Genomic DNA, 22353 nt, shown 5'->3' on the forward strand with positions numbered 1-22353 from the left:
TAACAGTTTTTAAAGAGCCTGTCCAAAATTCTGTGTCTCGATAATTCATTCTGAATTATACTTAAAAGAAGGAGAACAGAAAATGACAAAAAAAATAAAAAAAGAACCTGACGCAATTGATAAAGTTGTTGATTATTTTTTAGAAAATATTGATAATCCACAAGATTTATTTAAAGGCAATACTATTTTTCAGGAATTTACCAAAAAATTAACTGAACGAATGTTAAATACGGAAATTAAAGATTATCTTGAAACTGATGAGAATCATAATAAAAGAAATGGCAACACACAAAAAACCATTATTACTAAAAATGGTTCAATCGCAATTGATGTACCAAGAGATCGAAATAGTACTTTTGAACCAGTAATTATTCCAAAAAGACAAAGAAGATTTGATAACTTTGATCAAAAAGTAATTTCTTTATATGCAAGAGGAATGACAATTTCTGATATCAAAGCACAATTGCAAGAATTCTATCACGGAGCAGAAATTTCAGAAAGTTTAATTAGTCAAATAACTGATGATGTTATTGAAGAAGTTAAAATGTGACAAACTAAACCTTTAGAGAAGATTTATCCGATTGTTTATTTTGATTGTATTGTTGTTAAAGTAAAGCAAGATAAACGAATAATAAATAAAGCAGTTTATCTTGTCTTAGGAATTAATTTAGATGGTTTAAAAGATATTTTAGGAATGTGAATTAGTGAGAATGAGGGAGCCAAATTTTGACTTAATAATCTTACGGAAATGAAAAATCGTGGGTTACAAGATATTCTTGTTGCTTGTAGTGATAATTTAACTGGGATGTCTGATGCAATAGAAGCTGTTTTCCCAAAAACACAGCATCAATTATGCATTGTTCATCAAATTCGCAATAGTTTAAAATTTGTTCCTTACAAAGATCGCAAACTTGTAGCTAATGATTTAAAATCAATTTATACAGCAATTAATGAAGAAATAGCGTTAATTGCTTTAGATCATTTTTCAGAAAAATGAAATAAAAAGTATCCACAAATTACTAAATCATGAAAAAATAACTGAAATAATTTAATAATTTTTCTTGAATATCCTCAGGAATTTAGAAGAATTATTTACACAACTAATGCGATTGAATCTGTTAATAGTCAATTAAGAAAAGTCATTAAGAATAAAAAGATTTTTCCTAATGACGCATCAGTTTTTAAAATATTTTATTTAGCATTTCAAAATATGGTTAAGAAATGAACGATGCCAATTCAAAATTGGGGTAGTGCAATTTCACATTTAATGATAAAATTTGAGGACAGAGTGAATTTAAGTTAATTACTTAGAGACACAGTTAATTGTACAGTCCCTTTTTAAATTTAGTTATTACGGATTTTCAATTTTAATTTCAAAGTTACTTGTATTTCTTAATGTATAATCTATTGTATTATCGCTATTGTCTCAAGTTTCTAACTTTGTACTTTGTACTTTGATTGTTATTTTTTTATTAATTATTCAAAGCTCATGTGGCTTTATATTAGGACCGTTAGGGTCAGTTATTTTTTGCCCATATGTAGTTATTAATTTTGTAATTTTATCTTGTTTATCTTGATTATTGTAAAATTCTTTTGTAAATAGGAAAATAAGTTTGTTTAAATTTTTTAATTCTGGTAATTTTTCATTTAGATCGATATTGTCTTTTTGATACATGTTAATCTCTCCAACTCTATTTTTATCTCTTAAAAGATGAAAATATACTTTTTCTAAGTTTTCGATTTTAAAATTATAAATTTTATCTTTTTTATTGTTATCTTCATTTTTTTGTTCTACTGGTTCATTTGCTTTTTTAGAACAGCTAACTATTGGTAATATTGTTAATGTGGAAAGAGCTATTGTATTTAAAATTTTCATTATTTTAACTCCTTTATTTTTTCAATATATATATATATATATATATTATACAAAAATTCGTAAAATCATTAGAAAAACGGCAAAACCGATTAAAAATTGAAAGGTATAGTAAAAGGCCGGCACTGTTTTAAAAATCGGAAAAATGGCAGTTGAAAAGTTAACTGTTGCTTTGGCAATAATCGCTAACGGGCGTAAAATTGTAATGATTTGTGACGCCGTCAGCATTCAGTTTAGCATTTTTATACCAGCATTTTGAATGGCACAGCCAATGTCATTAAAAGTAGGGATTCATCGTCCAGAATATTTACAATTTGCTGGCGGGATTATGTCATCTCATTCCGAATTAGTTGAACCATCAGGTATAAACGCTGTGGAATTAAGGACATTAAAGTCATAAATTTTAAAATTGTAATTAGCGGATATTTTTTTATGGTACAAAGGAAAAGTTAAGGTAAAAATATTAATACCATAGCGAATATCGATGTCGGTGTTAAGATAATTAATACTATTAGCAATCTTGTTAGTTGGTAAAGTAATGAGTTTGTTATCATAAGATTTAAGGACATTAAATTCAATTTGATAGATACTGTTATTATTTTTAATCGCATTATAATTTTCTTGGTGCGTTTTTTTATCAAAAGTAAAAAAATAACTTCTTAGTAATAATTCTGAATTACCAGTAACATTGATTAAGTATTTTTTGGGATAAAAAGTAATTAACGAGCGATAAAAGAAACCGATTTGAATAAAGTAATCTTTGTTGTAATTATCTACTCCCTTAAAATCAATTTCGGTATAAGTTTTTTCGTCCATATCAAAAGTCGCATAAAATAAACTAGCAAAGAAATTGCCAAGAATTTCATAGATTTCATCAAAAACATTTTTGTAATCGTTATTGTTAATACTAGGAATGTTGTTTTTAAAATAAAGGTAAATGTCATTTTTTAATTCAGGGTCGTATCTTAAAAAACTAAATTTAACATTAAGATAATTTAAGGTTCCAAAAAGGTACTTAATTAGATAGTAATCGTTAGTTTTTTCGGTGTCATATTTTCAGATTTCCTTTTCATCGTGTAATAATTGTAAATAGTTATTACTTGCAATTAAGGTTTTATTAAAAGCTTTAATTTTTAAAACATTTTCATTTATTTTATCTTCACTAGTAGAACTTTTGTGATAAAAATAGCTTTCGCTTTTAAAACCATAATTTTTAATCGTAAATTCTTTGTAATAACCTTTTTCTAGGGTGTCAACAAAATTAAATATTGGTGTTCAATAGAGATAAGAATAATTAAATTTATCAAAATCACCACGATGAATCATTAAATAGTCAAGATTATCAATAACATCGTTATATTTATGATTACCGTCAAAGCTAATAGTTGCTGTTGGTAATTCAATGTCGGTACTATCTTTTTCAATTTCAATTTCAAAGTTACTTGTATTTCTTAATGTATAATCTATTGTATTATCGCTATTGTCTCAAGTTTCTAACTTTGTACTTTGTACTTTGATTGTTATTTTTTTATTAATTATTCAAAGCTCATGTGGCTTTATATTAGGACCGTTAAGGTCAGTTATTTTTTGCCCATATGTAGTTATTAATTTTGTAATTTTATCTTGTTTATCTTGATTATTGTAAAATTCTTTTGTAAATAGGAAAATAAGTTTGTTTAAATTTTTTAATTCTGGTAATTTTTTATTTAGATTGATATTGTCTTTTTGATACATGTTAATCTCTCCAACTCTATTTTTATCTTTTAAAAGATGAAAATATACTTTTTCTAAGTTTTCAATTTCAAAATTATAAATTTTATCATTTTGTCTTTTAGTTCTAATTAGTTGTATTGTTGTTTTATCATTATTAATAATGTTTTGCGGAATGGTAAAAATGTTATTGAAACTAATAATTAACACGGTAAATATTTTCATAAACATTTTTATCACTCCTTTTTAAAATATTTTATTTTTTGTTGTTTTTTTAGTTTTGATTTTTTTAATAAGTCACTCAACACCACAATTTATAATTACCGCTATTGTAATGCATATATCTAAATATCCTAGTATCATAAGTGAAATTAATGCTTCAAATTTTTCATATAATAATTTCAAATCATTAATTTCCAATTTTAAAAATGAAATGAAAAAGATAGTAATCATAAAAATGTAAGATAAAATTCTCCATCAATATTTTTTTAAAGAATTAATGAGTTTGTTTGATTTCATTTTTCAAGATTCTTTTTGCTTTAATTTTTTTAATAATAAAGCGGATTAATTTTTCAAATTTAATTGCAAAATATATTGCTCCGCCTCATCAAAAAACAAATATTCCCGCGAGCATAATACCACTATTGAACTTGCCAAAGAAATCAACCATCTGTTTATTCATAAAATCATTAAATTCGTTACTTGTTCCAGTTACTCATTTAGTATCGATTGCTGTTAATGTACAAATTAATAAGCTTATAAAAACGAAAATGATACTTAATACTATTTTTAACCACTGCTTTTTAAAAGAATTTTTAATTCTTAATTTTAATGACATTTTTTCTTTTGAATTATCTTTTTTAAATAATTTTACTAAAATTTTTTTCATTTTAATTCTCCTTTCATATTTTTTATTGTCCTTTAATTACAATAAATAAGGCAATAAGTACACAAGTAACACCAAGAATGGTAAAAATTGGATGTTGCGAAAATGTTCGTGCCATTGGTTTAAATAGTTCTAAAATTGTTAAATTGCTAGTAATAAACTTTTTAAAATTGGCAAGACCCTCGCTAATATAGTTCGTTAAAGTTTCAAAATGACTACCAGCTAATAATCCAAGAACAGTTATTAAGATAAAAATAATAATTAGTTTAAACATTGTTAGTTACCTTGATTTGTTTTTATTGGTTTTATTTGGATTTATTGGTTGTATTTGTTTTTTAACTTTTCCTCATGCACTTAAGCGACCACTATTTTTAACGGCATATCGGCGTTGCTTTTCTAAATTAACTTGTTGACTGCTAAAACCGAGAATAATTGCCATAAGAAATTCTACAGCCAGCGTTAAGAATAAAGGAAATATTAGTTGAATATTTGTTCCCGGTACTTCAAGACTTCAAATTAAATCAAAAACTTTATAAAGCATTTGAGCGAGAAAGTCCGCCATTTTTGCAAGATTTTCCATTTTTTATTGTTCCTTTCATAAGACTTGGTACATAACTATAGCATTTTATGTTTACTAAACCATAAAATTCATTTTCATTTTTGTATTTATCTAACATTTGTACTTCACCCAGAAAATAATATTATCAAAATAGTAAATAAAATTGAGGGTTATGTACCAAGTATATAGAGTAAAATAATGTTGTGGTTGATTGCGTTTTTAGTAGCGACAATATTAGAAAAGAGGTGAAATATGATAAATAGTCTAACCGCCGAAGAAGCTTTTTTAAAATTTTTAGAAGGTGCTTGAACTCTTGTATATAATATATTTGAGTTTTTATTTGGTTTTATACCAATGGCAATTTTTTTCTGAATTATGATTGTTGTTGGAATTGCACTGATAATGAAACAAAAATATTAAATAAAACTTAATTTAATTAATGTCTAAATAATAATTGTCGCTACTAAAAACGGGGTTAACCGTTATTTTTCTTTCATTTTTCTTAAAAATTTGCTAAATTTATCCATTTTTAAATATTCTAAGTCTTCTAAATCAATTGCTGTGTCAGTATAGCATTTGTCTTCATAGTCAGGATTTACTTTTGAATTTAAATAATCTCTTAAAAACGCTAAGTAAAAAGAATTGTAAGTGTTTAATATTGGTAGAGGAATTTTTAATTTAAAAAAATAAATATCAAGTTCAGGGATATCACGGTATTTAATGCGACGACCCTTTTTACTATTTTTAGCATCAATTAAGGTGTTTCGTCAGCGTTCATATTCTTCAATGCTCGTAAAGGTACCATAGATGACTTTTAAGTAGGGACGAAAAATATTAACAGGTTTTTTACGAATTCCCACAATCACATTATTAGCAATATCACGAACTTTAACTCAAATATGTTTATCTCTTTGACCACTAGCAAGCACAATATGACCAAAATGGCGTGCCAGAGCGAAATATTCTTGAATACCGGTTTCTTCGTTTTTGGTATTATTTTTTTCTCAATCAGTTCCTTCTAAAAATAAGTTGGTTTCATCTCACAAAAGTAAGGTTTTGTCTGGCAATACTGGATAATCAAAGTCTAACAAACCCATATGCCCTAAACTTAATTTTTGGGTTTCTAGTAATGGAAATGTTGATGCGATATGATATTTTTTCTTTTTTAATAATTTTGATGCGTATACTAGAAAAGCGGTTTTTCCAGTTCCTAATGAACCAATCACAATATTTAATGGTGAGTTTTTTAAGAAGTTAATAACTTTGTTAATTTGTGTTAAATTACCGATTTTAAAAAGAAAAATTAAAATACAACCTGCTAAAAATAAATAACTTACAATGTTTTTAAAATAACCGTTGTAAATATATCAAATTGCTCCTCAATGTCATAAAATTAAAAATGAGGTGCGATTTAATTCAATAAAATGGTTATTTTTTTCTATTATTCATTTGCAAAATTTCATCTTGCACCTCACTTTATTTTTTTGTTAGCGTACTGCTCCAAGTAATTTTTCAAACATTTTAAAGCAAATAAAGAATACTGCCAAAATAAATGGAAAAATGAATATTCAGTAGTCAGCAAAGAAGTTACCGACTTGTGGCATATTAACAGCAATAATTTCTCACATTTTAGTAAACGCTGTTATAATCGCATTTCATAATTTAGTCATCGCGTCACTAGCTGTTATCTTTGTTACTGCTGGTGCTTCTGTTAAGAAAGTTCCAATCATATAATCACCCCCTTTCTTTTTAAAACATTCATCATTTATATTCAAAGTTTTTTTAAATTTGTTAAAACCACGATTAACCTTAACACGATTGTATTTTTTTCTAATTAATTTTGAATTTCTTTGGGAATGCATCACAATGTAACTTCTTGACATTAATTTTATCTCTATCTAAATACTGATATGGTTTTTCAAAGTAGCATTAGAATAAATCACACCATAATCGCTGTTAAGAATCAAAAAGCAATGTTTGCTATTAAAAGTCAAAGTGGTGCTTCGGTTAATTTAATTTCTTTACCCCCAGTAATGTGAGCCGGAATAGTTGTAATTTGAATAAATAAATCTCAGAATGTTTGTTTAATTTGTTCTCAATTAAATTCTTTTAAATTTACTGTCATTTTTTATCTCCCAAAAATCATTTTTATTGGTAAATACATAATTGAAATTAACGCGAAAAGAAAAGTAATGATAATAATTAATCCGGCAATAAATGTAACTTGTGCAGGCATTTTTTCTATCGGAATAAACAGTTTTAAGAACTCCATAATAATTTCTCAAAACATTATTTTTTATTCTCGTTATTTTCTTTTGAATTGGGAGTTTTAACTCATTCTTCAAAGCGAGCAATAAATACTTTTTCTTCTTTTGTAAAATTACCAGTATTATTTTTAATGGCATTTTTATATTTAATTCGCATTTTTATTTTTGCATAAATTTTATAAGCAAAATATGCCAATAGCATTATGCAAATGATAATAAATATTATTCCAATCGCAATATTCATTTTTAAACTCCTTTAAAATAGTTATAATTGGTATCTTTTTTGTTGTTTTCTTTTTCAGCAATGAAGAAACCTAATAATTCTTGTCCCTTAATTAATTTGGTTTCATTTTCTTTTTGATTAATTGAAATTATTTGATATTTACTATCTTTTATTATTCCAATGCAAATTGAATTTTCGTATTTCCCTTTATAAACAAATCGTTTTGAAAACCAAATACCGATTTGTTCATTAAATCACGGAATTTTTGGTGCTTTAATAAGCATTGCGTTTTGCGTTTCTTTTAAGAGATATTTTTTAGTATTTAAGAAAATGTTTTCAATGTTTTTCATAATAAATTACCTTTCTTATAGATAAACTAAGTTTTATATTAACTAAGTTAGTTAACTTAGTTTTTTAAACACTTATATATCGCAGATTTAAGTGTTTAACAAGCTTTGTTATTAAATTTTGTTTTTTAATTAGATAAAGATTTTAATAATTTTAAACTTAGCATACCCTATATAGAAATTTCTACACTTTAACATCCGCATCCTACCCTTGGAACTAATTTAATAGCGTGTATATTTTTAGGAAATCCACCCATTCATTTTTTTATTGCAAAACGAAACAAATTGCTATAGCTAATAGGATGTTATCTATTAACTGGTAAACTTCTTTTGGTTATGGCGACCACCCACAATTTATCGTGCTTTAATACATACCAACATTATTAATTCACTTGTATTTAATTTTCAAAGAACAAACTTTTAACACCTTATAAAATAAAAAGACAATCATTGCTGACTGCCTTAATACTTATTCAAATATTTTCCCACCTAAGAAAACTTTATGCGTCCGCCTTAATTCATTATCATGGTTTAGGTTTTACTAATATTCAAAATTATTTAAATCTCTGAAAATGAAAATACCAACATAAGGGTTTAACTCCAAACCAACAAACAGCGGTATTATATTTTAATGTATAAAAAAGTTAAAGTAAAAATAGTAATTTTACATAAAAGCCTTTTAAAATTATCAAGTTGATGATTTTTTTTATTTTATCAAGAGTTTTCGACAAAATTAAAAAATTTTTTTAGTTTATTGAATACTAAAATTTGTTAAAGTTACTATCAAGAAAGGTAATTTATTATGTTAGAAATTAATAGTGTAAAAACCTTAGAAAATAAACATTGATTTAGTTTATTTACAACTCACAAAAATATGTACACCAATAAATGCGAACAACTAGCTAATGAATATGAAAAATTAGATGAATACTTATATAAATATCATTATCGGTTAAAACAAGGTTATAAAGTAGTTCATTTTGCTTTAAGAACAATTATTACAATTTTTGGTGATGTTACTTTTAAACGACGCCGATATAAATATTGAAATCAAAAATCAGGTAAATTCGAATATGTATGTTTGTTAGATAAAGAAATTGGTTTATTGCCCAAACAACGCATTTATTTTGATGTCCAATTTAAAGTTTTAAATCTTTTGGGCGATGGTAAACGATATCGCGATGTTTTAGATGCTCTAAATCATTGTTATATTTCAAAAGGTAGTATTTCAAATATTTTAAATAAATATGATATTGCCGAATATTTTCAACTAGCAGAAAAAGAAACTAAAACTAGAATTGATGTTAAAAATAAGGATTTATATATTCAACTAGATGAGACATTTTTAGCGACATTAGACCATAAAGTTAAACAAGACCAAAGAATTCGTTTAGTTACTTTTCATACCGGACATAAAGAAAAAAATTACAAAAATGCTCGTAGAGAATTAGAAAACAAACGAGGTCATTTTCTAATGTTAAAAGTTGGTAAACGAATAAATACGATGGATTATCGTGATTTATTAATTAAAGAATTACAAAAACATTATGTGAATATTAATTATGACAAAATAATTGTTTGTGGCGATGGTGATACTTGAATTAGAGAAATTGCCAATAGTTTTGGTAATGTTAGATATATTTTAGATGGTTATCATGCTATTAAAAAATTAAAACAAACTGCATTTAATATTGTTTTTGAAAATCGCAAAGTAACACTAAATAGTTGAATTAAATTATATAAAGATGGAAATCATCAAGAATTAATCAAAACCATTCGTAATATTGCTAAAAATGAATTAAATAAAGATATTAAAACAAATTTAAGGAAAGCGAGTAATTATTTCAGTAATAATAAGCATGGTATTCATAATCAAAATTTAGAATGAAATATCGGCTGTAGCATTGAAAGTGATGTATCACATTTGGTAAAACAACAATTAGGATACGGGGCAAAAATATATAATCATAAGAATTTAAATAACCTATTACATTTAAGAATGGCAAATTTAAACAAATTAAATGTATTACATTAGACTTGGTACATAACTATAACTAGCTTAATTCAAAATTATATATTCCTGAAATTAAGTTAAATCGTAATCCAAATCTTCTAATCTTATTGCGATAACGATAAACTAGTATTTTAAATCTTTTTAATCTAGCAAAAACATGTTCAATGGCAATTCTAACTTTACTTTATTGTGTAAAAATTCAATAATATGATAAAATAAAAAAGAATAAAAATGACAATAACAAGAAAGGTAGGGTTAGTTTAGTAATTAAATAATATAATTAGCTGATTGTTTTACTTCTTCAAAGCAATACCTAAGAAAACTAAACGCGACCCCAACACTGAAGGTGATTGACTAGGGATAGAATAAAACTTAACATTATTAATTAAAAGAGCAAGATATTTCTTATATGTATTTATAAAGAATAATCGAGCCTGTCCAAAATTCTGTGTCTCGATAATTCATTCTGAATTATACTTAAAAGAAGGAGAACAGAAAATGACAAAAAAAAATAAAAAAAGAACCTGACGCAATTGATAAAGTTGTTGATTATTTTTTAGAAAATATTGATAATCCACAAGATTTATTTAAAGGCAATACTATTTTTCAGGAATTTACCAAAAAATTAACTGAACGAATGTTAAATACGGAAATTAAAGATTATCTTGAAACTGATGAGAATCATAATAAAAGAAATGGCAACACACAAAAAACTTTTAATTTTGTCGAAAACTCTTGATATTTATTGAATATACTTAATTTTAGGTATATTTTAATATGATAGAGGTGGATAATAATTATGGAAAAAATAATTCAAGAACTAGTAAATACTTTAACAGATGATCAATTTTTAGAATTTTATGAAAAAATCAAACAACAAGCAGAATTAATAAAAAAACAAAAACGTTTAAATGAAATTGATCAAAAATTTAGAGCGCACGGTATTAAATGCCCTAAATGTGAATCTTACCATTGCGTTAAAAATGGACATAATTCAGAAGGAAAACAAAAATATTTATGTAAAAATTGTCGTGCAAGTTTTGACGCTTTTCGTAATCATTTTATTTATTGAAGTCATTTAAATTATGAACAATGAAATTTATTGATTCAAATTTCATTGCTGGGACAATCTAGTAAAACAATTTCTCGTTTTATTAAAACTACATTAAAAACTGCTTGATATAATCGTCAAAAATTAATGAAATCAAAACAATTAGAAAATACCCAATTAAAATTTAAAAAATTATCTGGTAAAATCCAAATCGATGAAACATTCATTAAAGAAATCCATAAAGGAAATTTCAAATATAAAACTGATCCACGAAGAATTCACCTTGACCCATTCGCAACTAATACTAAATGCTGTATTCAAATGGCAATTGATAATAATAACAATATTTATGTTAAATCCACAAACACCAAACGTTTACAAAAACAATGAGTTATTGAAAATATGAACAAAGAATTAATTAACGAAAATTCAATTATTACTTCTGATATGCAAAAATTATATTTTTTAGTAGCAAAACAAACAAATTCTACTTTATGTGTAACTAAAACAACAATTAATCCTGAAGCTAGTTATCGTAACTTAAATAAAATCAGTAAATTACAATCTAGTCTTAAAGAAGCCTTAATTCATTATCATGGTTTAGGTTTTACTAATATTCAAAATTATTTAAATCTCTGAAAATGAAAATACCAACATAAGGGTTTAACTCCAAACCAACAAACAGCGGTATTATATTTTAATGTATAAAAAAGTTAAAGTAAAAATAGTAATTTTACATAAAAGCCTTTTAAAATTATCAAGTTGATGATTTTTTTTATTTTATCAAGAGTTTTCGACAAAATTAAAACAAAAAACCATTATTACTAAAAATGGTTCAATCGCAATTGATGTACCAAGAGATCGAAATAGTACTTTTGAACCAGTAATTATTCCGAAAAGACAAAGAAGATTTGATAACTTTGATCAAAAAGTAATTTCTTTATATGCAAGAGGAATGACAATTTCTGATATCAAAGCACAATTGCAAGAATTCTATCACGGAGCAGAAATTTCAGAAAGTTTAATTAGTCAAATAACTGATGATGTTATTGAAGAAGTTAAAATGTGACAAACTAAACCTTTAGAGAAGATTTATCCGATTGTTTATTTTGATTGTATTGTTGTTAAAGTAAAGCAAGATAAACGAATAATAAATAAAGCAGTTTATCTTGCCTTAGGAATTAATTTAGATGGTTTAAAAGATATTTTAGGAATGTGAATTAGTGAGAATGAGGGAGCCAAATTTTGACTTAATAATCTTACGGAAATGAAAAATCGTGGGTTACAAGATATTCTTGTTGCTTGTAGTGATAATTTAACTGGGATGTCTGATGCAATAGAAGCTGTTTTCCCAAAAACACAGCATCAATTATGCATTGTTCATCAAATTCGCAATAGTTTAAAATTTGTTCCTTACAAAGATCGCAAACTTGTAGCTAATGATTTAAAATCAATTTATACAGCAATTAATGAAGAAATAGCGTTAATTGCTTTAGATCATTTTTCAGAAAAATGAAATAAAAAGTATCCACAAATTACTAAATCATGAAAAAATAACTGAAATAATTTAATAATTTTTCTTGAATATCCTCAAGAATTTAGAAGAATTATTTACACAACTAATGCGATTGAATCTGTTAATAGTCAATTAAGAAAAGTCATTAAGAATAAAAAGATTTTTCCTAATGACGCATCAGTTTTTAAAATATTTTATTTAGCATTTCAAAATATGGTTAAGAAATGAACGATGCCAATTCAAAATTGGGGTAGTGCAATTTCACATTTAATGATAAAATTTGAGGACAGAGTGAATTTAAGTTAATTACTTAGAGACACAGTTAATTGTACAGTCCCGAATAATCTGAGTTTAAATTTTAATTTTAATATATTTGTTAATTATCTAATTTAAATTAAGATTAAAAATATTTTTACTAAAGCAGTATTTAAATTTAAATACTGCTTTTTTATTTTGACAAAATAAAAAAATTGTTTGGTTGTTTAAGGACACAGGTATTTGTCACCATAAAATATCACCTTAGAAAGGTAGTAGTTTAACAGTTTTTAAATTTAGTTATTACGGATTTTCAATTTCAATTTCAAAATTATTTGTTTTATTTAATCTATAATTGTTAGTATTACCATGTTCAAAAGTTAGTAATTCTGTCCCTTGTGCTTTAATTCTTATTGTTTTATTGGGTATATTAATCATTCAGGTATAAAAATTTAAATTGGAAGTATTTATTTTTGTTCCATAAGTATTTGTTATTTTTTGAAAGTCTTTTTGTTTAATTCTGTTATTTACAAGCTCTGCATTAAATTCTAAACTAAAAATTTTTATATTTTTTAAATTTGATAATTGTTTATCTATATTTGCTTTTATATTATCTTCTGTTGTTATCTCAACTTTTAAAAGGTCGTGGTCTTGCCTCTCCGTTAAAAATCTTATTTTTTCTAGATTTCTGATTTCAAAATTATAAATTTTGTTTTCGTTATTTTTATTTTTTTGTTCTACTGATTTGTTTTCTTTTTCAGAACATCCAACTATTGGTAATATTGTTAATGTTGAAAGAGCTATTAGACTTCTTGCAAAATTAATTTAAAATATAATTGAATTGTTGTTTTTAATAAAAAGGTGGAATTTAAATGAAATTTAAAAAAAATAATCAAATAAGTGATAAAAATTTTTTAAGATTAACTGGTATTAAACATACTACTTTTAATAAAATGCTAGAAATTTTAAAAATAGAAGAATTAAAAAAGAGATTTCGTCGCGGAAGAACCAATAAATTATCATTAGAAAATCGTATTTTAATGACTTTAGAATATTGAAGAGAATATAGAACTTATTTTCATATTGCAAAAAGTTATGATATTAGTGAAAGTAGTTGTTATAGAAATATCAAATGAATTGAAGACACTTTAATAAAACACCCTAATTTTCAACAACTTACTGGTCAAAAATCACTATTAAAAGATTATTTCAAAGATAAGACTGTTATAATTGATGTAACTGAAAGCCAAATCCAACGCCCAAAAAAAGACAAAAACAGCACTACTCAGGAAAAAAGAAAAAACACACAATAAAAACACAAGTTATAATTGAAAAAGATAGTAAAAAAATTATTAGTTCTGATTTTTCTTATGGTAAAAACCATGACTTTAAAATTTTAAAAGATTCAAAAATTAAATTTTTACCAGAAACAACTGTTTTAGTGGATTTAGGTTATCAAGGCATACAAAAAATTAATCATAATGTTTTAATTCCTAAAAGAAAATCAAAGAAAAACCCTTTAAATAAAGAAGAAAAGCAAAATAATGAGCGAATTTCAAAAATGAGAATTGTTATTGAAAATGTTTTTGCTATACTTAAAAAATTTAAAATTATTAGTGAAAAATATCGAAATCGTAGAAAAAGATTTGCTTTAAGATTTAATTTAATAGCTTCAATTTATAATTTACAACTATTAGTTTAAATATATTTGATAATTTAAAATTTCAGTCTTTTTTTATTGTAAATAATAATTTTTATTATGTTTTAATGACAAAATATTTGTAAAAATAATCTAAAAATTATTTTAATAACACTTTTATATTTATTTTAAATTTAAAAATTATAATTATCATATTAATTTTGCAAGAAGTCTATTATATTTAAAATTTTCATTATTTTAACTCCTTTATTACTTTATTTTTTCAATTGTAATAGATATATATATATATATATATATATTACACGAAAATCCTTAATATCATTAGAAAAATGGCAAAACCGATTAAAAATTGAAAAGTATAGTAAAAAGCCGGTACCGTTTTAAAAATTGGAAAAATGGCGGTTGAAAAGTTAACTGTTGCTTTTGCAATAATTGCTAACGGGCGTAAAATTGTAATGATTTGTGACGCTGTCAGCATTCAGTTTAGCATTTTAATACCAGCAGCACAACCAATGTCATTGAAGGTTGGTATTCATCGTCCGGAATATTTGCAATTTGGTGGCGGAATTAGGTCATCCCATTCTGAATTGGTGGAACCATCAGGAATAAATGCCGTGGAATTAAGGACATTAAAATCATAAATTTTAAAATTGTAATTAGAGATATTACCTTTGTGATAAAGCGGAAAGGTTAAGGTAAAAATATTAATACCATAACGAATATCAATATCGGTATTGAGATAATTAATACTGTTAGCAGTCTTGCTGGTCGGCAAGGTAATCAGTTTATTGTCGTAAGATTTAAGGACATTAAAATCAATTTGATAAATGCTATTGGTGTTGTTAATAGCATTGTAATTTTCTTGGTGCATTTTTTTGTCAAAAGTAAAGAAATAACTTCTTAGTAATAATTCTGAGTTTCCTATAATATTTACTAAGTATTTTTTGGGATAAAAGGTAATTAATGAACGATAAAAGAAACCGATTTGAATAAAGTAATCCTTCTTATAGTTTTCTATACCCTTAAAATCAATTTCAGTATGAGTTTTTTCGTCCATATCAAAAGTCGCATAAAATAAACTAGCAAAGAAATTGCCAAGAATTTCATAGATTTCATCAAAAACATTTTTGTAATCGCTGTTGTTAATACTAGGAATGTTGTTTTTAAAATAAAAGTAAATGTCATTTCGTAAATCGGGGTCATAGCGTAGAAAACTAAATCTAACATTGAGGTAATTTAAGGTACCAAAAAGATACTTAATTAGATAATAATCGTTAGTATTTTCGGTGTTATATTTTCAGATTTCACTTTCACCGTGTAATAATTGTAAATAGTTATTACCTGCTATTAAGGTTTTATTAAAAGCTTTAATTTTTAAAATATTTGTATTAATCTCATTTTCACTAGTAGAAGTTTTGTGATAAAAATAGCTTTCGTTTTTAAAACCATGATTTTTAATGGCGAATTCTTTATAATAACCTTTTTCTAAAGTGTCAATGAAATTGAATATTGGCGTTCAATAGAGATAAGAATAATTAAATTTATCAAAATCACCACGATGAATCATTAAGTAATCAAGGTTCTCGATAACATCATTATAGTTATGGTTGCCATGAAATTTAATAGTTGTTGTTGGCAAGTCAATATTAGTACTATCTTTTTCAATTTCAATTTCAGGACGCATAAAGTTTTGTTAGGTAGTAAAATATTTGAATAAGTATTAAGGCGGTCAGCAATGATTGTCTTTTTATTTTATAAGGTGTTAAAAATTTGTTCTTTGAAAATTAAATACAAGTGAATTAATAATGTTGGTATGTATTAAAGCACGATAAATTATGGGTGGTCGCCATAACCGAAAGAAGTTTACCAGTTAATAGATAACATCCTATTAGCTATAGCAATTTGTTTCGTTTTGCAATAAAAAAATGAATGGGTGGATTTCCTAAAAATATACACGCTATTAAATTAGTTCCAAGGGTAGGATGCGGATATTAAAGTGTAGAAATTTCTATATAGGGGTATGCTAAGTTTAAAATTATTAAAATCTTTATCTAATTAAAAAACAAAATTTACTAACAAAGCTTGTTAAACACTTAAATCTGCGATATATAAGTGTTTAAAAAACTAAGTTAACTAAAACTTAGTTAATATAACTTAGTTTATCTATAAGAAAGGTAATTTATTATGAAAAACATTGAAAACATTTTCTTAAATACTAAGAAATATCTTTTAAAAGAAACACAAAACGCAATGTTTATTAAAGCACCAAAAATTCCATGATTTAATGAACAAATCGGCATTTGGTTTCCAAAGCGATTTGTTTATAAAGGAAAATATGAAAATTCGATTTGCATCGGAATAATAAAAGATAGTAAATATCAAATAATTTCAATTAATCAAAAAGAAAATGAAACCAAATTAATTAAGGGGCAAGAATTATTAAGTTTCTTCATTGCCGAAAAAGAAAACAACAAAAAAGATATAAATTATAACTATTTTAAAGGAGTTTAAAAATGAATATTGCGATTGGATTAATATTTATTATTATCAGCATCATGCTATTAGCATATTTTGCTTATAAAATTTATGCCAAAATAAAAATTAGAATTAAATATAAAAATGCCATTAAAAATAATACTGGTAATTTCACGAAAGACGAAAAAGTATTTATTGCTCGTTTTGAGGAATGAGTTAAATCTCCTAATTCAAAAGAAAATAACGCGGATAAAAAATAATGTTTTGAGAAATTATTATGGAATTCTTAAAACTGTTTATTCCGATAGAAAAAATGCCTGCACAAGTTGCGTTTATTGCCGGATTAATTATTATCATTACTTTTCTTTTCGCATTAATTTCAATTATGTATTTACCAATAAAAATGATTTTTGGGAGATAAAAAATGACAATAAACTTAAAAGAATTTAATTGAGAACAAATTAAACAAACTTTCTGAGATTTATTTATTCAAATTACAACTATTCCGGCTCACATTACTGGTGGTAAAGAAATTAAATTAAACGAAGCGCCACTTTGACTTTTAATAGCAAACATTGCTTTTTGATTCTTAACAGCGATTATGGTGTGATTTATTCTAATGCTCCTTTGAAAAACCATATCAGTATTTAGATAGGGAAAAAATTAATGTCAAGAAGTTACATTCTGATGCATTCCCAAAGAAATTCAAAATTAATTAGGAAAAAATACAATCGTGTTAAGGTTAACCGTGGTTTTAACAAATTTAAGAAAAACTTTGAATATAAATGATGAATGTTTTAAAAAGAAAGGGGGTGATTATATGATTGGAACTTTCTTAACAGAAGTACCAGCAGTAACAAAGATAACAGCTAGTGACGCGATGACTAAATTATGAAATGCGATTATAACAGCGTTTACTAAAATGTGAGAAATTATTGCTGTTAATATGCCACAAGTCGGTAACTTCTTTGCTGACTACTGAATCTTCATTTTTCCATTTATTTTGGCAATATTCTTTATTTGCTTTAAAATGTTTGAAAAATTACTTGGAGCAGTACGCTAACAAAAAAATAAAGTGAGGTGCAAGATGAAATTTTGCAAATGAATAATAGAAAAAAATAACCATTTTATTGAATTGAATCGCACCTCATTTTTAATTTTATGACATTGCGGAGCAATTTGATATATTTACAACGGTTATTTTAAAAATATTGTAAGCTATTTATTTTTAGCAGGTTGTATTTTAATTTTTCTTTTTAAAATCGGTAATTTAACACAAATTAACAAAGTTATTAATTTCTTAAAAAATTCACCATTAAATATTGTGATTGGTTCATTAGGAACTGGAAAAACTGCTTTTCTAGTATATGCATCAAAATTACTAAAAAAGAAGAAATATCACATCGCATCAACATTTCCATTACTAGAAACCCAAAAATTAAGTTTAGGTCATATGGGATTATTAGATTTTGATTATCCGGTATTGCCAGACAAAACCTTACTTTTATGAGATGAAACCAACTTATTTTTAGAAGGTACTGATTGAGAAAAAAATAATACCAAAAACGAGGAAACCGGTATCCAAGAATATTTCGCTCTGGCACGGCATTTTGGTCATATTGTTCTGGCTAGCGGTCAAAGAGATAAACATATTTGAGTTAAAGTTCGTGATATTGCCAATAATGTGATTGTGGGAATTCGCAAAAAAACCGTTAATATTTTTCGGCCCTACTTAAAAGTCATCTATGGTACCTTTACGAGCATTGAAGAATATGAACGCTGACGAAACACCTTAATTGATGCTAAAAATAGCAAAAAAGGTCGTCGCATTAAATACCGTGATATCCCTGAACTTGATATTTATTTTTTTAAACTAAAAATTCCTTTACCAATACTTAACACTTACAATTCTTTTTACCTAGCTTTTTTAAGAGATTACTTAAATGCAAAAGTAAATCCTGACTATGAAGACAAATACTATACTGACACAGCAATTGATTTAGAAGATTTAGAATATTTAAAAATGGATAAATTTAGCAAATTTTTAAGAAAAATGAAAGAAAAGGAATAATAAAAAATGGAAAATCTCGCAAAAATGGCCGACTTTCTCGCTCAAATGCTTTATAAAGTTTTTGACTTAATTTGAAGTTTAGAAGTGCCAGGAACAAATATTCAATTAATATTTCCTTTGTTCTTAACGCTGGCTGTAGAATTTCTTATGGCAATTATTCTTGGATTTGGTAGTCAACAAGTTAATTTAGAAAAACAACGCCAATATGCGGTTAAAAATAAAGGGCGGTTAAGTGCGTGAGGAAAAACTAAAAAACAAATAAAACCAATAAATCCAAATAAAATTAATTGAAAACAAAGAAATAAAAAAACAAAACAAGGTAACTAACGATGTTTAAACTAATTATTATTTTTATCTTAATAACTGTTCTTGGACTATTAGCTGGTAGTCATTTTGAAACTTTAACAAACTATATTAGCGAAGGCCTTGCGAATTTCCAAAAGTTTATTACTAGCAATTTAACAATTTTAGAACTATTTAAACCAATGGCTCGGACATTTTCACAACATCCAATCTTCACCATTCTTGGCGTTACTTGTGTACTGATTGCCTTATTTATTGTGATTAAAGGTAGATAAAAAAATGGAAAAATGAACTAAAAAACAAGAATTAGAAATAGAAAATGACAAATTAAAAATTGTTAATGTCATATTAGAAAATAGTGTTAATACTCTTAAATACATAAATAATGGAAAAAAATAAATAAATTTTAGAACTAGAAAAGCGAAATAGTGTTCATATAGATGAGAAATCAGAACTAGTTATTGAAAATGAAAAATTAAAAATTTTTAAACACGAAAGGAAAACTAAAATGAAAAAAATTTTAGGCAAATTATTTAAAAAAGATAATTCAAAAGAAAAAACGCCATTAAGATTAAGGATTAAAAATTCTTTTAAAAAGCAGTGGTTAAAAGTATCATTAAGTATCATTTTCATCTTTATAAGCTTATTAATTTGTGCATTAACAGTAATCGATACTAAATGAATAACCGGAACAAGTGACGAATTTAATAATTTTATGAATGAAGAGATGGTTAAATTCTTTGGCAAGTTCAATAGTGGTATTATGCTAGCAGGAATATTTGTTTTTTGATGAGGCGGAGCAATATATTTTGCAATTAAATTTGAAAAATTAATCCGCTTTATTATTCAAAAAATTAAAGAAAAAAGAACAATGAAAAATAAAATATTTTAAAAAGGAGTGATAAAAATGTTTATGAAAATATTTACCGTGCTAACTATTAGTTTCAATAACATTTTTACTATTCCCCAAAATATTAACAATGATAAAACAACAGTAAATTCACTAATTAGAAACAAAAGACAAAATAATAAAGTTTATGATTTTGAAATTAGAAACTTAGAAAAAATAAGATTTTTAACAGAAAGGCAAGACCATGACCTTTTAAAAGTTGAGATAAGAACAGAAGATAATATAAATGCAAATATAGATAAACAATTACCAAATTTAAAAAATGTAAAAATTTTTAGTTTAGAGTTTAATGCAGAGCTTGTAAATAACAGAATTAAACAAAAAGACTTTCAAAAAATAACAAATACTTATGGAACAAAAATAGATACTCCGGGTTTAAATTTTTATACCTGAATGATTAGTATACCCAATAAAACAATAAGAATTAAAACACAAGGAACAGAATTACTAACTTTTGAGCATGGTAGTACCAACAATTATAGATTAAATAATACAAATGATTTTAATATAGAAATTGAAAAAGACAGTACCGACATTGATTTACCAATAACAACTACTAAATTTGATGGTAACCACAAATACAATGATGTTATTGATAACCTTGATTATTTAATGATTCATCGCGGTGATTTTGACAAATTTAATTATTCTTATCTTTATTGAACACCAGTATTTAATTTCATTGACACTTTAGAAAAAGGTTACTATAAAGAATTCACCATTAAAAATCATGGTTTTAAAGACGAGAGCTATTTTTATCACAAGACTTCAACTATTTTACCAAACTCAGAAATAATCGACCCTACAAATGCAACCAAAATTGAAGTTATCAAAAAAATTAAAAAAAGACTTAATGAAACAATTAACAATCTTACTGGCGTAAATAATGCAATTGAAGGCATCGACTATAATACAGAAATTAAAGATAACGACAACAATTACTTAGATGATAGTGCTACTTTTGATTTAACAACAGATAATGTTGCTGACAGAACATTTACCGTTAAATTCGCTGCAATTGAAACGAGTACACAATTGCAAGGAACAAATACGATTAAAATGGTCATTCCGAAACAAGAGGATACCAACGATAATGTCCTTAAAATTAAGGCATTTAACAAAACTCTAATTGCTGGAAATAATTATTTACAATTATTACACGGTGAAACTGAAATCTGAAAATATGACACTGAAAATGCTAACGATTATTACCTAATTAAGTACCTTTTTGGAACATTGAATTATCTTAATGTTAAATTTAGTTTTCTACGCTATGACCCTGAATTAAGGAACGATATTTACCTTTATTTTAAAAACAACATTCTTGGTATTAACAATAATGATTACAAAAATATCTTTGACGAAATTTATGAAATCCTTGGTAATTTCTTTGCCAGTTTATTTTATGCTACTTTTGATATGGACGAAAAAACTTATACCGAAATTGATTTTAAAGGAGTAGATGATTACAACAAAAATTACTTTATTCAAATCGGTTTCTTTTATCGCTCGTTAATTACTTTTTATCCCAAAAAATATTTTATTAACATTACTGGAAATTCAGAATTACTACTAAGAAGTTATTTCTTTACTTTTGATAAAAAAACGCACCAAGAGAATTATAATGCCATTAAAAATAAAAATAGTATCTACCAAATTGACTTTAATGTGCTTAAATCCTACGACAATAAACTTATTACCTTGCCAATCAACAATACTGCTAACAGCATTAATTATCTCAATACCGATATTGATATTCGCTACGGTATTAATATTTTTACGCTGACTTTCCCGCTTTATCACAAGGATAACACCTATAATTACAATTTTAAAATTTATGACTTTAATGTCTTAAATTCCACGGCCTTTATTCCTGACGGTTCAACCAACTCAGAATGGGATGACCTAATTCCACCACCAAATTGCAAATATTCCGGGCGGTGAATACCAACCTTTAACGATATTGGTTGTGCTATTCAAAATGCTGGTATTAAAATGCTAAACTGAATACTAACAGCTTCACAAATAATTACCATTTTACGGCCGTTAGCAATCATTGCAAAAGCAACAGTTAATTTTTCAACTGCTATTTTTCCAGTTTTTAAAACAGTACCAGCTTTTTATTATACCTTTCAATTTCTAATTGGTTTTGCCATTTTTCTAATGATATTAAGGATTTTCGTGTAATATATATATATATATATATATTGAAAAAATAAAGTAATAAAGGAAT

Annotated in this window: 29 protein-coding genes and 3 pseudogenes; 18 read left to right on the forward strand and 14 right to left on the reverse strand. The window is 25.5% G+C overall.

All coding sequences use genetic code 4. The annotated features are described in order from the left end of the window. The first annotated feature begins 82 nt into the window (after positions 1–82). Positions 83–1303 carry an IS256 family transposase gene (locus tag AAHM82_RS03055; protein WP_342264507.1) on the forward strand — a complete coding sequence of 407 codons (1221 nt, stop codon included), beginning with the start codon at positions 83–85 and terminating at the stop codon, positions 1301–1303. Positions 1304–1351: 48 nt separating this feature from the next. Here the strand turns inward: AAHM82_RS03055 and AAHM82_RS03060 are convergent, their stop codons facing one another. The 7 genes from AAHM82_RS03060 to AAHM82_RS03090 are packed head-to-tail and all read right to left on the reverse strand — an operon-like array spanning position 1352 to position 5146. Continuing rightward, positions 1352–1876 carry a hypothetical protein gene (locus AAHM82_RS03060; protein ID WP_342264508.1) on the reverse strand — a complete coding sequence of 175 codons (525 nt, stop codon included), beginning with the start codon at positions 1874–1876 and terminating at the stop codon, positions 1352–1354. Positions 1877–1921: 45 nt separating this feature from the next. Beyond that, positions 1922–3814 carry a hypothetical protein gene (locus AAHM82_RS03065; RefSeq protein WP_342264188.1) on the reverse strand — a complete coding sequence of 631 codons (1893 nt, stop codon included), beginning with the start codon at positions 3812–3814 and terminating at the stop codon, positions 1922–1924. A gap of 15 nt (positions 3815–3829) precedes the next feature. Then, the gene (locus AAHM82_RS03070; protein WP_342264187.1) at positions 3830–4102 is read right to left on the reverse strand and encodes a hypothetical protein; all 273 of its coding nucleotides are present in this window, start codon (positions 4100–4102) and stop codon (positions 3830–3832) included. Further along, entirely contained in the window at positions 4080–4472 is a 393-nt protein-coding gene (locus AAHM82_RS03075) for a hypothetical protein (RefSeq protein ID WP_342264186.1), read from the reverse strand. Before AAHM82_RS03075 ends, AAHM82_RS03070 begins: the two co-directional genes overlap by 23 nt. Before the next feature lie 22 nt (positions 4473–4494). Continuing rightward, positions 4495–4743 carry a hypothetical protein gene (locus AAHM82_RS03080; RefSeq protein ID WP_342263448.1) on the reverse strand — a complete coding sequence of 83 codons (249 nt, stop codon included), beginning with the start codon at positions 4741–4743 and terminating at the stop codon, positions 4495–4497. A 6-nt stretch (positions 4744–4749) separates the two neighbouring features. Next, the gene (locus AAHM82_RS03085; protein ID WP_342264509.1) at positions 4750–5049 is read right to left on the reverse strand and encodes a hypothetical protein; all 300 of its coding nucleotides are present in this window, start codon (positions 5047–5049) and stop codon (positions 4750–4752) included. Further along, the gene (locus AAHM82_RS03090) at positions 5000–5146 is read right to left on the reverse strand and encodes a hypothetical protein (RefSeq protein ID WP_342264184.1); all 147 of its coding nucleotides are present in this window, start codon (positions 5144–5146) and stop codon (positions 5000–5002) included. Before AAHM82_RS03090 ends, AAHM82_RS03085 begins: the two co-directional genes overlap by 50 nt. Before the next feature lie 80 nt (positions 5147–5226). On the opposite strand from AAHM82_RS03090, the gene AAHM82_RS03095 reads away from it, so the two are divergent. Then, on the forward strand, positions 5227–5448 hold the full coding sequence (locus AAHM82_RS03095) for a hypothetical protein (RefSeq protein ID WP_342264183.1): 222 nt from the start codon (positions 5227–5229) through the stop codon (positions 5446–5448). Positions 5449–5510: 62 nt separating this feature from the next. Here AAHM82_RS03095 and AAHM82_RS03100 read toward each other — a convergent pair whose 3' ends face one another. The 5 genes from AAHM82_RS03100 to AAHM82_RS03120 form a co-directional block, all read right to left on the reverse strand. After that, a complete protein-coding gene (locus AAHM82_RS03100; RefSeq protein ID WP_342264510.1) occupies positions 5511–6491 on the reverse strand; it encodes a hypothetical protein in 981 nt (326 codons plus the stop codon). A 24-nt stretch (positions 6492–6515) separates the two neighbouring features. Further along, positions 6516–6911: a hypothetical protein gene (locus tag AAHM82_RS03105; protein WP_342264511.1), complete on the reverse strand. Its 396-nt coding sequence runs from the start codon at positions 6909–6911 to the stop codon at positions 6516–6518. Positions 6912–6922: 11 nt separating this feature from the next. Continuing rightward, positions 6923–7153 (reverse strand): hypothetical protein, encoded by a 231-nt coding sequence (locus AAHM82_RS03110; RefSeq protein WP_342224099.1) that lies wholly within the window; start codon positions 7151–7153, stop codon positions 6923–6925. A gap of 164 nt (positions 7154–7317) precedes the next feature. Then, a complete protein-coding gene (locus AAHM82_RS03115; RefSeq protein ID WP_342264512.1) occupies positions 7318–7539 on the reverse strand; it encodes a hypothetical protein in 222 nt (73 codons plus the stop codon). 2 nt (positions 7540–7541) lie between these two features. Beyond that, positions 7542–7868 (reverse strand): hypothetical protein, encoded by a 327-nt coding sequence (locus tag AAHM82_RS03120; protein ID WP_342264513.1) that lies wholly within the window; start codon positions 7866–7868, stop codon positions 7542–7544. A 447-nt stretch (positions 7869–8315) separates the two neighbouring features. Between AAHM82_RS03120 and AAHM82_RS03125 the strand changes: the two genes are divergently transcribed. After that, positions 8316–8504: a hypothetical protein gene (locus AAHM82_RS03125; RefSeq protein ID WP_342264514.1), complete on the forward strand. Its 189-nt coding sequence runs from the start codon at positions 8316–8318 to the stop codon at positions 8502–8504. Between the two features lie 163 nt (positions 8505–8667). Then, positions 8668–9900 (forward strand): Mbov_0401 family ICE element transposase-like protein, encoded by a 1233-nt coding sequence (locus AAHM82_RS03130; RefSeq protein WP_342264515.1) that lies wholly within the window; start codon positions 8668–8670, stop codon positions 9898–9900. Positions 9901–9919: 19 nt separating this feature from the next. On the opposite strand, the pseudogene AAHM82_RS03135 reads toward AAHM82_RS03130, so the two are convergent. After that, a pseudogene (locus tag AAHM82_RS03135) lies at positions 9920–10033 on the reverse strand (IS5/IS1182 family transposase); the annotation flags it as partial. A 357-nt stretch (positions 10034–10390) separates the two neighbouring features. Here AAHM82_RS03135 and AAHM82_RS13030 point away from each other — a divergent pair. The 5 genes and pseudogenes from AAHM82_RS13030 to AAHM82_RS13040 form a co-directional block, all read left to right on the forward strand. Next, a pseudogene (locus tag AAHM82_RS13030) lies at positions 10391–10594 on the forward strand (IS256 family transposase); the annotation flags it as partial. An 84-nt stretch (positions 10595–10678) separates the two neighbouring features. Continuing rightward, complete coding sequence (locus AAHM82_RS03145) at positions 10679–11638, forward strand: IS1/IS1595 family N-terminal zinc-binding domain-containing protein (RefSeq protein WP_342263605.1); 960 nt, start codon at positions 10679–10681, stop codon at positions 11636–11638. 103 nt (positions 11639–11741) lie between these two features. Continuing rightward, positions 11742–12752 (forward strand): annotated as a pseudogene (locus tag AAHM82_RS03150) (IS256 family transposase); the annotation flags it as partial. A gap of 821 nt (positions 12753–13573) precedes the next feature. Further along, on the forward strand, positions 13574–14014 hold the full coding sequence (locus AAHM82_RS13035) for a transposase family protein (RefSeq protein WP_342263396.1): 441 nt from the start codon (positions 13574–13576) through the stop codon (positions 14012–14014). Next, on the forward strand, positions 14011–14403 hold the full coding sequence (locus tag AAHM82_RS13040; protein ID WP_342264845.1) for a transposase family protein: 393 nt from the start codon (positions 14011–14013) through the stop codon (positions 14401–14403). Before AAHM82_RS13035 ends, AAHM82_RS13040 begins: the two co-directional genes overlap by 4 nt. A gap of 256 nt (positions 14404–14659) precedes the next feature. Here the strand turns inward: AAHM82_RS13040 and AAHM82_RS03160 are convergent, their stop codons facing one another. Then, on the reverse strand, positions 14660–16045 hold the full coding sequence (locus tag AAHM82_RS03160; RefSeq protein ID WP_342264518.1) for a hypothetical protein: 1386 nt from the start codon (positions 16043–16045) through the stop codon (positions 14660–14662). Between the two features lie 500 nt (positions 16046–16545). Here AAHM82_RS03160 and AAHM82_RS03165 point away from each other — a divergent pair, with 500 nt between their 5' ends. The 9 genes from AAHM82_RS03165 to AAHM82_RS03205 all read left to right on the forward strand — a co-directional run bounded on the left by AAHM82_RS03165 (position 16546) and on the right by AAHM82_RS03205 (position 22307). Beyond that, positions 16546–16872, forward strand: coding sequence for a hypothetical protein (locus AAHM82_RS03165; protein ID WP_215826298.1), 327 nt, complete (start codon positions 16546–16548; stop codon positions 16870–16872). A gap of 2 nt (positions 16873–16874) precedes the next feature. Then, positions 16875–17096: a hypothetical protein gene (locus AAHM82_RS03170; protein ID WP_342263355.1), complete on the forward strand. Its 222-nt coding sequence runs from the start codon at positions 16875–16877 to the stop codon at positions 17094–17096. 164 nt (positions 17097–17260) lie between these two features. Further along, positions 17261–17491: a hypothetical protein gene (locus tag AAHM82_RS03175; RefSeq protein ID WP_342263356.1), complete on the forward strand. Its 231-nt coding sequence runs from the start codon at positions 17261–17263 to the stop codon at positions 17489–17491. A gap of 78 nt (positions 17492–17569) precedes the next feature. Then, entirely contained in the window at positions 17570–17899 is a 330-nt protein-coding gene (locus AAHM82_RS03180; RefSeq protein ID WP_342263357.1) for a hypothetical protein, read from the forward strand. 24 nt (positions 17900–17923) lie between these two features. After that, complete coding sequence (locus tag AAHM82_RS03185) at positions 17924–18907, forward strand: hypothetical protein (RefSeq protein ID WP_342263358.1); 984 nt, start codon at positions 17924–17926, stop codon at positions 18905–18907. A 6-nt stretch (positions 18908–18913) separates the two neighbouring features. Next, positions 18914–19234, forward strand: a complete 321-nt coding sequence (locus AAHM82_RS03190; RefSeq protein ID WP_342263359.1) for a hypothetical protein — start codon at positions 18914–18916, stop codon at positions 19232–19234. 2 nt (positions 19235–19236) lie between these two features. Next, positions 19237–19485: a hypothetical protein gene (locus AAHM82_RS03195; RefSeq protein WP_215826579.1), complete on the forward strand. Its 249-nt coding sequence runs from the start codon at positions 19237–19239 to the stop codon at positions 19483–19485. 233 nt (positions 19486–19718) lie between these two features. Next, a complete protein-coding gene (locus AAHM82_RS03200; RefSeq protein ID WP_342223520.1) occupies positions 19719–20102 on the forward strand; it encodes a hypothetical protein in 384 nt (127 codons plus the stop codon). Between the two features lie 15 nt (positions 20103–20117). After that, complete coding sequence (locus AAHM82_RS03205) at positions 20118–22307, forward strand: hypothetical protein (protein WP_342263360.1); 2190 nt, start codon at positions 20118–20120, stop codon at positions 22305–22307. Positions 22308–22353 lie beyond the last annotated feature (46 nt).

It is taken from the genome of Spiroplasma endosymbiont of Clivina fossor, from assembly GCF_964031115.1.
Lineage (GTDB): Bacteria > Bacillota_I > Bacilli_A > Mycoplasmatales > Nriv7 > Nriv7.